The organism is Mesorhizobium sp. M7A.F.Ca.MR.362.00.0.0, from assembly GCF_004023175.1.
Lineage (GTDB): Bacteria > Pseudomonadota > Alphaproteobacteria > Rhizobiales > Rhizobiaceae > Mesorhizobium.
The window spans coordinates 1-7,893 of sequence record NZ_RZTF01000307.1 but is presented as its reverse complement, the minus strand read 5'-3'; the positions used below and the strand labels follow the sequence as shown (position 1 = coordinate 7,893).

The 7,893-nt window shown below is 63.9% G+C and carries 8 protein-coding genes and 1 pseudogene; 4 read left to right on the top strand and 5 right to left on the bottom strand.

Features of this window, described 5'->3' with window-relative positions; genetic code table 11:
* Positions 1-126: 126 nt before the first annotated feature.
* Complete coding sequence (locus EOC06_RS27760) at positions 127-1,029, top strand: LysR family transcriptional regulator (RefSeq protein WP_128309284.1); 903 nt, start codon at positions 127-129, stop codon at positions 1,027-1,029.
* A gap of 123 nt (positions 1,030-1,152) precedes the next feature.
* Positions 1,153-1,953, top strand: coding sequence for a 1-acyl-sn-glycerol-3-phosphate acyltransferase (locus EOC06_RS27755; protein ID WP_128309283.1), 801 nt, complete (start codon positions 1,153-1,155; stop codon positions 1,951-1,953).
* Positions 1,954-1,978: 25 nt separating this feature from the next.
* Here the strand turns inward: EOC06_RS27755 and EOC06_RS27750 are convergent.
* The 3 genes and pseudogenes from EOC06_RS27750 to EOC06_RS27740 all read right to left on the bottom strand — a co-directional run bounded on the left by EOC06_RS27750 (position 1,979) and on the right by EOC06_RS27740 (position 4,286).
* A pseudogene (locus EOC06_RS27750) lies at positions 1,979-2,604 on the bottom strand (LysE family translocator).
* Positions 2,605-2,695: 91 nt separating this feature from the next.
* Positions 2,696-3,643, bottom strand: a complete 948-nt coding sequence (locus EOC06_RS27745; protein ID WP_128309282.1) for an aldo/keto reductase — start codon at positions 3,641-3,643, stop codon at positions 2,696-2,698.
* 121 nt (positions 3,644-3,764) lie between these two features.
* Complete coding sequence (locus EOC06_RS27740; protein WP_128309281.1) at positions 3,765-4,286, bottom strand: gamma-glutamylcyclotransferase; 522 nt, start codon at positions 4,284-4,286, stop codon at positions 3,765-3,767.
* 142 nt (positions 4,287-4,428) lie between these two features.
* On the opposite strand from EOC06_RS27740, the gene EOC06_RS27735 reads away from it, so the two are divergent.
* Together EOC06_RS27735 and EOC06_RS27730 are read left to right on the top strand one after the other, a co-directional pair.
* Positions 4,429-5,427, top strand: a complete 999-nt coding sequence (locus EOC06_RS27735) for a DUF2125 domain-containing protein (protein ID WP_127397515.1) — start codon at positions 4,429-4,431, stop codon at positions 5,425-5,427.
* Positions 5,428-5,434: 7 nt separating this feature from the next.
* Positions 5,435-6,358: a sugar kinase gene (locus tag EOC06_RS27730; protein ID WP_128309280.1), complete on the top strand. Its 924-nt coding sequence runs from the start codon at positions 5,435-5,437 to the stop codon at positions 6,356-6,358.
* A gap of 7 nt (positions 6,359-6,365) precedes the next feature.
* Here the strand turns inward: EOC06_RS27730 and EOC06_RS27725 are convergent, their stop codons facing one another.
* Positions 6,366-7,301, bottom strand: a complete 936-nt coding sequence (locus EOC06_RS27725) for a prephenate/arogenate dehydrogenase family protein (protein ID WP_206631266.1) — start codon at positions 7,299-7,301, stop codon at positions 6,366-6,368.
* Positions 7,302-7,306: 5 nt separating this feature from the next.
* On the bottom strand, positions 7,307-7,893 hold a 587-nt coding region (locus tag EOC06_RS27720; RefSeq protein ID WP_128309278.1), incomplete at its 5' end, for a histidinol-phosphate transaminase.

The window sequence follows — 7,893 nt, the reverse complement described above, 5'->3', positions numbered from 1 at the left end:
TTCGGACATGGCAACTCCTTTGTGGGCCATGCTGCGGGCAGGCCGACAGACACAATATAGAGCCTTCCATCATTCAAATGCAGATGACATATTCGCAACCTGTCCTTCCATTTTCCGGAAGAAGCTATGGATCGTCTCGAAGCCATGTCGCTCTTTGTCGCCGCGGTGGAGGCCGGCAGCCTTTCAGCAGCCAGCCGCCGTTTCGGCATTCCGCTGGCGACGGTCAGCCGCAAAATTTCCGATTTAGAGCGCCATCTGAACACACGCCTCCTGAATCGCTCGACGCGACGGCTAACACCGACCGATGCCGGCCAGACCTATCTTGCCGCCTGCCGCCGCATCCTCGACGACGTCGGCGAGGCCGAACGCACGGCAGCCGGCGAATACAGTGCTCCGACCGGCGAACTGGCCATCACCGCGCCGGTCGTCTTTGGCCGCCTGCACGTGCTGCCGGTCGTCACCGGCTTTCTCGCCGCCTATCCAGACGTGGACATCCGCCTGACATTGGCCGACCGCATAACCCAGCTGGTCGAGGACCATTTCGATCTCGCCATCCGCATCGGCCAGTTACCCGATTCGAGCCTGGTCGCCATCGGCGTCGGCGCGATCCGCCGCGTCGTTTGCGCCAGCCCTGCCTATCTGGCCGAACACGGCACGCCAACGGCCCCGGAGGATCTGGAAACACACGATTGCATCACCTTCGAGGGACTTGCCTCCGCCGCCAGTTGGAGCTTCATCAGGGGCAAGGCCGAAATCCCGGTGCGGGTCCGCTCGCGGCTTCAGGTCAACACCGCCGAAGCGGCCATCGATGCCGCGATTGCCGGCGTCGGACTGACACGTGTGCTTTCCTACCAGATCGAAGCCGCGCTGCGGTCCGGCACGCTGCGCATCCTGCTGCAGGAGTTTGAGCCAAAGCCATGGCCGGTAAGCCTGGTGCATGCGGGCCACGGCCTGCTGCCGGTCAAGCTGCGCGCATTCCTCGATTTTGCCGCCCCGCGTCTGAAGGAGCGGCTGGCGCGGCTGATGTAGCGGAACCAGGCCAATCCCCCATTGGCGACCGTTCTTCGTTGCCAGCCAAAGCGCCCTGCGGCCATTTCCTTTTTTCCCGCGCTTGGTGTAACCAACGCTCACCTCCTCACCGGGCTCCCCCAAATGCTCTACATCAGATCGCTGACGTTCAATTTCGTCTTTTACGTCAACCTGATCGTCCAGATGATCCTCTGGACCCCCTATTATTTCCTGTCGCCCCGTCACCGCGCCTGGTTCGTGCCGAAATTCTGGTCGCGCACCTCGATGTGGCTTTACGACAAGATCGCCGGAACAAAGAGCGAGATCACCGGCCGGGAAAACCTGCCCGAAGGCTCCTTCATCCTGGCCCCCAAACACCAGTCGTTCTGGGATGCGATCGCCTTCTTTCCCTATCTTCACGACCCTCTCTACATCCTGAAGCGCGAGCTCACCTGGATCCCGTTCTTCGGCTGGTACATCATGAAGATGCGCATGATTCCGGTTCATCGCGGCAGCCGTTCGAAAGCGCTGAAGGCCGTGGTCGCCGCGACCAAGGCGGAGATGGCGCGCAATCCTCGCCAGCTCATCATCTACCCCGAAGGGACAAGACGCGCGCCGGGCGACGAGCCGGCCTACAAATACGGCATCGTCGAAATCTATGCGCAACTTGGCATTCCGGTGGTGCCGGTTGCCCATGTCGCCGGTCTCTATTGGCCGCGTCGAAAATTTCTGCGCTACCCCGGCACCGTGAAGGCGCGCTTCCTGCCGCCGATCCCACCGGGACTGAGCAAGGACGAATTCATGGCCCGGCTGATCGGCGAGACCGAGGCTGCCTGCGACCAGTTCCTGATTGATGCCGCGCGGGGCCCGAATCCGCCTGCCTTGCCGCCGACAGCGGTGAAAAGGCTGCAAGAGCTGGACAACGCCGCAAGACACAAAGCCTGAACCGGAAGTCTCCTGCCGGCAGTTCTCAGCCGAAAACGGCCAGCGCGGTGGTCAACACCAGCGTCGCGCAAAGACCAGGTTGACGATCCGCGAGGCCGCCGGCCGGCGCAGGAAGCGCGCGAATGCCACTCCCAAGACAAGCCACAGAGCATGGATGGCGACGATCATCAGCGCGAGAGCCATCAGCTTCAGCCATGGACCAAGCTCAGTGTTACCCTGTTTGGGCGAAGCACCGGCGAACACGGCGGCGATTGCCACATAGGCCTTCGGATTGGCGACCGCGAGAAGGAATCCAGCCAGCCATGTTGGACAGGAAGCCTCGGCGGCGCGTGCTGCCATGGGCGGCGCCGTGGCGATCTTGAAGGCGAGATAGAGGATGTAGGCCGCCGAGGCGAAAGCCAGCAACGGCGCCAGCCTCGGCATCGAGGTAAGCACCGCCACGACCCCGGTCGCGACAACCAGAAGCACGGCGATCGTGCCCAGGATAATTCCCAAGGCATAGCCCAGCGAGTGGCGCAAACCGAAGGCGGCCCCAACGGCGGTAACGCTTATCGTTGCCGGACCCGGGCTGCCCATGATCACCAGGGCGGCAAGCACGAGCGCGAGAAGTTGTCCCCAAAGATCCGGCTGCGAAAGAAGCGGCTCAGTCATTTTCTCCTCTGTCCTGCCTTGCGCGAAGAGACGGTATGGCAGGACCAGAGTGGCGTCTTGGACGTTCGTGCGAGGCGTCGCGCCTGAAGCTTCAGCCGCTCGCTCTGTCGAGTTCGGTCATGTCGGCGGCAGTCAGTTTCAGCGCCGCCGCCCTGATCAAGCTGTCCATCTGTTCAGGCTTGGTGGCGCTGGCGATCGGCGCGGTGACGCCCGGCCGCGCAATCACCCAGGCAAGCGCGACTTCCGCCTGCTTGGCCGAATGCCTTGATGAAACCGCGTCGAGTGCCGCAAGGATGCGCATGCCGCGCGCGTTGAGGTAGTCCTTCACGCCACCGCCGCGCGGGCTTTGACCGAGATCGGCCTCGCTGCGGTATTTGCCGCTGAGAAAACCCTTGGCCAGGCTGAAATAGGTGATGACGCCGATGTCCTCGGCCACGCATAGATCGCGCAACGGCCCATCGAAGGACGAGCGGTCGTAAAGATTGTATTCCGGCTGCAGCACCTCGTAGCGCGGCAGGCTGCGCAAGCTCGCCACATCGAGTGCGGCACGCAACTGGCCGGCGTCGAGATTCGAACAGCCGGCATAGCGGATTTTGCCCTTGGCGAGCAGCTTCTCGTAGGCGCCAAGCGTTTCTTCATAGGGCGTTGCGGGGTCCGGCCAGTGCGACAGATAGAGATCGATGACTTCGGTCTGCAGCCGCTTCAGCGATGCGTCGACGGCCTTTTCGATGTATGCGGCGGACAGGTCCTTGTGCCCCTGCCCCATATCCGAACCGACCTTCGTGATCACCACGACCTTGTCGCGATTGCCACGGTCTTTCATCCATTTGCCGATGATGGTTTCCGATTCACCGCCTTTGTGGCCGGGAACCCAGCGCGAATAGGCATCCGCCGTATCGATGGCGTTGAGGCCGGCGCCGACGAAGCGGTCGAGCAGGTCGAACGAGGTTTTCTCGTCGGCGGTCCAGCCGAAGACATTGCCGCCCAGAACCAGCGGCGCGATGGTAAGGTCGGTGCGACCGAGACGACGTTTCTGCAAGGCGGATCTCCGGGATGATTGGGGCGGGCAAATGGCGCCCGCGGGCTGAAGGTCGGAGCCTAACCTAGGTCTTGCCTGAACGAGGTCAAAGGCCTGGCCGCCTTTTTCCGCAGAGCCAGCTTCACAAAGGCGCGACCTGGCTGGCGACATCCTCCAGCCAGTGGTCGCTTATGCCCAGTGCCTCGAGATGCTCAAGCGTGCTCAGCACATAGTCCTCGTTGTTGCCGGACTGGCCGACCGCGCCGCGCACCACGGCCGCTGCATCCGCCGCGTCGAGCGCTCCGGCATATTGCTCGTGCTGGCGGTCGACAATGTAGACCACCGCGTCGACCGTACCGCCCCCGTCGAGGCGAATCTTGAGCAAGCGCTCCAGATAGACATTGGTGACCAGTTCGCGCTCGCGAAGATAGGCCATGACCTCGTCGCGCAAGTCGCCGGGGACGCGGAATGCGAGGCCGACGCAGGACCCGCCACGGTCGAGTCCGAGCACCAGCCCCGGCCGCTCGCGCGTGCCGCGATGCACGAAGGAATAGACGCAGAGCGAGCGCCGGTAGCCATGCAGGCGGGCACGCTGTGTTTCGACATGCGCGAATCCCGGCCGCCAGATCAGCGAGCCATAGCCAAACACCCAAAAATCGCCCATATCGCCGCGCCTGATTGCAAAAGATGCCAACACCGCACCCGGACCGGTGTTTTTTCCGCCCGTCCCGTCTAACTATTCGTCTGTCTGCCTGGCGGAATCGACCACCCGTCCGCAACACCCATGCGTTAACGAGAGCCAAAGCATGACGTCAAGTGACGAACGCCAGCCAAGTAACCGTCGCCGCCTGTTCTGGCTTGCAGCGTTCATCGTCGTGCTGTTCGCCCTTTACAGCGGCGGCTGGTTTTATCTGGCCGACCGCGTCAGGAGCGAGGCCGACAAGGCGGTCGCCACGCTCAACAAGAATGGCGTCGAGGCCGGCTGTGCCAATCTCCAGGTCAGCGGCTATCCCTTGAGCTTTACCGTCTCCTGCGACAACCTCGCCTATGAGGACGATGCCAGGAACATTGCGGCTTCAGCCGGCAGTTTCAACGCGGCCGCCCAGATCATCCAGCCTCTGTCGCCGGTTGCCAATCTGCGCGGCCCGCTCAGGACCTCCGTTCCGGACATGGTGCCGCTGTGGATCGACTGGGACAATCTGCAGGCCAGTTTCAAATTGTGGTGGCCGCTGCCGCAGCGGATCTCGCTGGAGGCGGAGGGCCTGTCCGGCCAGACCGATCCGGCCGACGACACCGATCCGGTGCAACTGTTCAGCGCCGGCAAGGCATCGGGTCAGCTGCAGCCCAACGGCGAGGATATCGACTATCTCGGCAGTTTCGGCGATCTCGAGATCGACCCCGACGCAATTGGAGGGCGCGTGCTTCCGGCGCTCGATGCCAGCGGCGATGTGACATTGAAGAACGGCGTCGCACTGATCGGCACGCAGGTGAAGAGCCTTCGTGGCCAGGCGATCGAAATCCGCAACCTTGACCTGTCGTCGGGCACGGCGCGCATTACCGTTTCGGGACCGCTCTCGGTCGATGCCGAGGGCCTGGTCAACGCCGATCTGATGATCAGGCTGAAGGACCCGAAGGCGGTGGCGGCCATCCTCGGCGCCGCCATACCCGAGCAGAAAAGCCAGATCGAGCAGGGTTTTTCTGCCCTGGCGGTGCTCGGCAACGAACCGTCGATGCCGCTGAAGGTGGTCAGGGGCAAGGCCTCGCTCGGCTTCATTCCGCTGGGCAAGATCAAGCCGGTCGAATAGCTCAACCATGGCAAAACCCGTGAAGCTGCTGAGCGTTGGCGCCTTGACGCTGGACACCATCCTGCGCGTCGAGACGCTGCCCGTGCATCAGGGCAAGTTCATTGCCTCCGACGGCCTCCAGATCGCCTCGGGCATGGCCACCAGTGCTGCCTGTGCCGCCCACCGCCTCGGCGCCGAGGTATCGCTGTGGGCGAGCGCGGGTGACGATGCCGTCGCCGACCAGCTCATCGCCGGCATCGAGGCCGAAGGCGTCGATTGCACCTTTGTGCGCCGCGTCAGAGGCGCCCGCTCGGCGCTGGCCTCGATCCTGGTCGACGCGCATGGCGAGCGCATCATCGTGCCGTTCTATGACGGGCTGGCCCAGGCCGATCCCGAAGTCTTGCCGGTCGCCGACCTCACGGCATTCGACGCCGTGCTGGTCGATGTCCGCTGGCCGGGCGCGGCAGCGTTGGCACTCAAGGCGGCACGCGCCGTTGGGCGTCCGGCGATCCTCGATGCCGACACCGCGCCGCTGGAAGTTCTGGAACAGCTGTTGCCGCTCGCCACGCACATCGTCGCTTCGGAAACGGCGGCGCGCATCGTCTGCGGCCAGGCGCTCGATCCGGAAACGGCTTGCGCCGATCTCGCCAGCCGCACCGACGCCTTTGTCGCGGTAACCGGCGGCGCGGCGGGCTGTTGGTGGCACGACCGTCGCGCAGGCTGTGTGCGCCATGTCGCGGCGCCGAGGATCAAGGCAGTGGATACGCTCGCCGCCGGCGATGTCTTCCACGGCGCCTTCGCCGTCGGGTTGACGGAAGCCATGCCGGTCGAGCAGGCTTTGCGCTTTGCCAGTGCGGCCGCCGCGCTCAAATGCCTGCGCTTCGGCGGCAGGCTGGGCGCGCCGGAAAGGGCCGAGACGCTGGCCATGGTTGCGCAGACCTGGCCAGCCTGAAACAGACTTAGCCCTTCGCGGGATGCTCGACGGCCTGGCGGCCGAAATCGGGCACGTCGATATCCTGGCCGGCCTCGATGATCGAGCGGCGCACCGCGCGGGTGCGGGTGAACAGGTCGAAGAGCTTTTCGCCGTCGCCCCAGCGGATCGCGCGTTGCAGCGACGCCAGATCTTCCGAGAACCGCGCCAGCATTTCGAGAATGGCGTCCTTGTTGTGCAGGCAGACATCCCGCCACATGGTCGGGTCGGAGGCGGCAAGGCGGGTGAAGTCGCGGAAGCCGGAAGCCGAATATTTGATCACTTCGGACTTGGTCACCGACTGCAGATCATCGGCGGTGCCGACGATGTTGTAGGCGATGATGTGCGGCAAATGCGAGACGATGGCGAGCGTCATGTCGTGATGCTGCGGGTCCATCGTGTCGATGTTGGCACCGCAGCGGCGCCAGAATTCCGACAGCCTCTCCAGCGCGTCCGGGTCGGTGTCGGGCAGCGGCGTGAAGATGCACCAGCGATTGTCGAACAGGTCGGCGAAACCGGCGTCGGGGCCGGATTTTTCCGTGCCCGCCAGCGGATGGCCGGGAATGAAATGGACACCTTCAGGCACATAAGGCTGCATCTGCGCGATGACGGACGCCTTGGTCGAGCCGACATCGGTGAGGATCGCACCCGGCTTCAGCGCCGGCGCGATTTCCTCGGCCACCGCGCCGGACGAGCCGACCGGCACCGAGACGATGACCAGGTCGGCATCGCGGACAGCTTCTCTCGCATCGGTAGTATAGCTATCGCCCAGCCCGAGTTCCTCGGCTCGCGCCAGTGTCGCGGCACTGCGGGTCGAAATGGCCAAGTGACGGGCGAGACCTTCGCGGCGGATGACGCGGGCCAGCGACGAGCCGATCAGGCCGATGCCGACCAGCGCGATCTTTTCAAACATCGGTGATGTCATGGTCTCTAGCTTTTCAGGAATGTCGTGAGAGCGGCGACAACGCCGCGATTGGCCTCTTCGGTGCCGACGGTCATGCGCAACGCGTTGGGAAAGCCATAGCCCGAAACGCGCCGCAATATATAGCCGCGCGCCGTCAGATAGTCGTCCGCCGCCGCCGCCGAATGCTTCTGGTCATCGGGAAAATGAATGAGGACGAAATTGCCGACGCTGGGTGTCACCCGCAGCCCGAGCTTTGTAAATTCCTCGCTCAACCAGGCAAGCCAGGTCTCGTTGTGCGCCACGCTGCGCTCGACATGGGCGCGGTCGCGGATGGCTGCGATACCGGCCTCGATCGCCGTCGCATTGACGTTGAAGGGACCGCGCACGCGGTTGATGGCGTCGACGATATGCATCGGCGCATACATCCAGCCGATCCGCGCCCCGCCTAGGCCGATCTTGGAGAAGGTACGGGTCATCACCACGTTCTCGGTGCTGCCGACCAGCTCGATGCCGGCCTCATAGTCGTTGCGGCGGACATATTCGGCATAGGCCGCGTCGAGCACCAGAAGCACGTGCCTGGGCAGGCCGGCATGCAGCCGGCGAACCTCCTGAA

Bases quoted from the DNA above. Each gene is read 5' to 3' on its own strand.
- EOC06_RS27725 (WP_206631266.1), bottom strand. From the start codon at position 7,301: ATGACATCACCGATGTTTGAAAAGATCGCGCTGGTCGGCATCGGCCTG.
- EOC06_RS27760 (WP_128309284.1), top strand. From the start codon at position 127: ATGGATCGTCTCGAAGCCATGTCGCTCTTTGTCGCCGCGGTGGAGGCC.
- EOC06_RS27730 (WP_128309280.1), top strand. From the start codon at position 5,435: ATGGCAAAACCCGTGAAGCTGCTGAGCGTTGGCGCCTTGACGCTGGAC.
- EOC06_RS27735 (WP_127397515.1), top strand. From the start codon at position 4,429: ATGACGTCAAGTGACGAACGCCAGCCAAGTAACCGTCGCCGCCTGTTC.
- EOC06_RS27740 (WP_128309281.1), bottom strand. From the start codon at position 4,286: ATGGGCGATTTTTGGGTGTTTGGCTATGGCTCGCTGATCTGGCGGCCG.
- EOC06_RS27755 (WP_128309283.1), top strand. From the start codon at position 1,153: ATGCTCTACATCAGATCGCTGACGTTCAATTTCGTCTTTTACGTCAAC.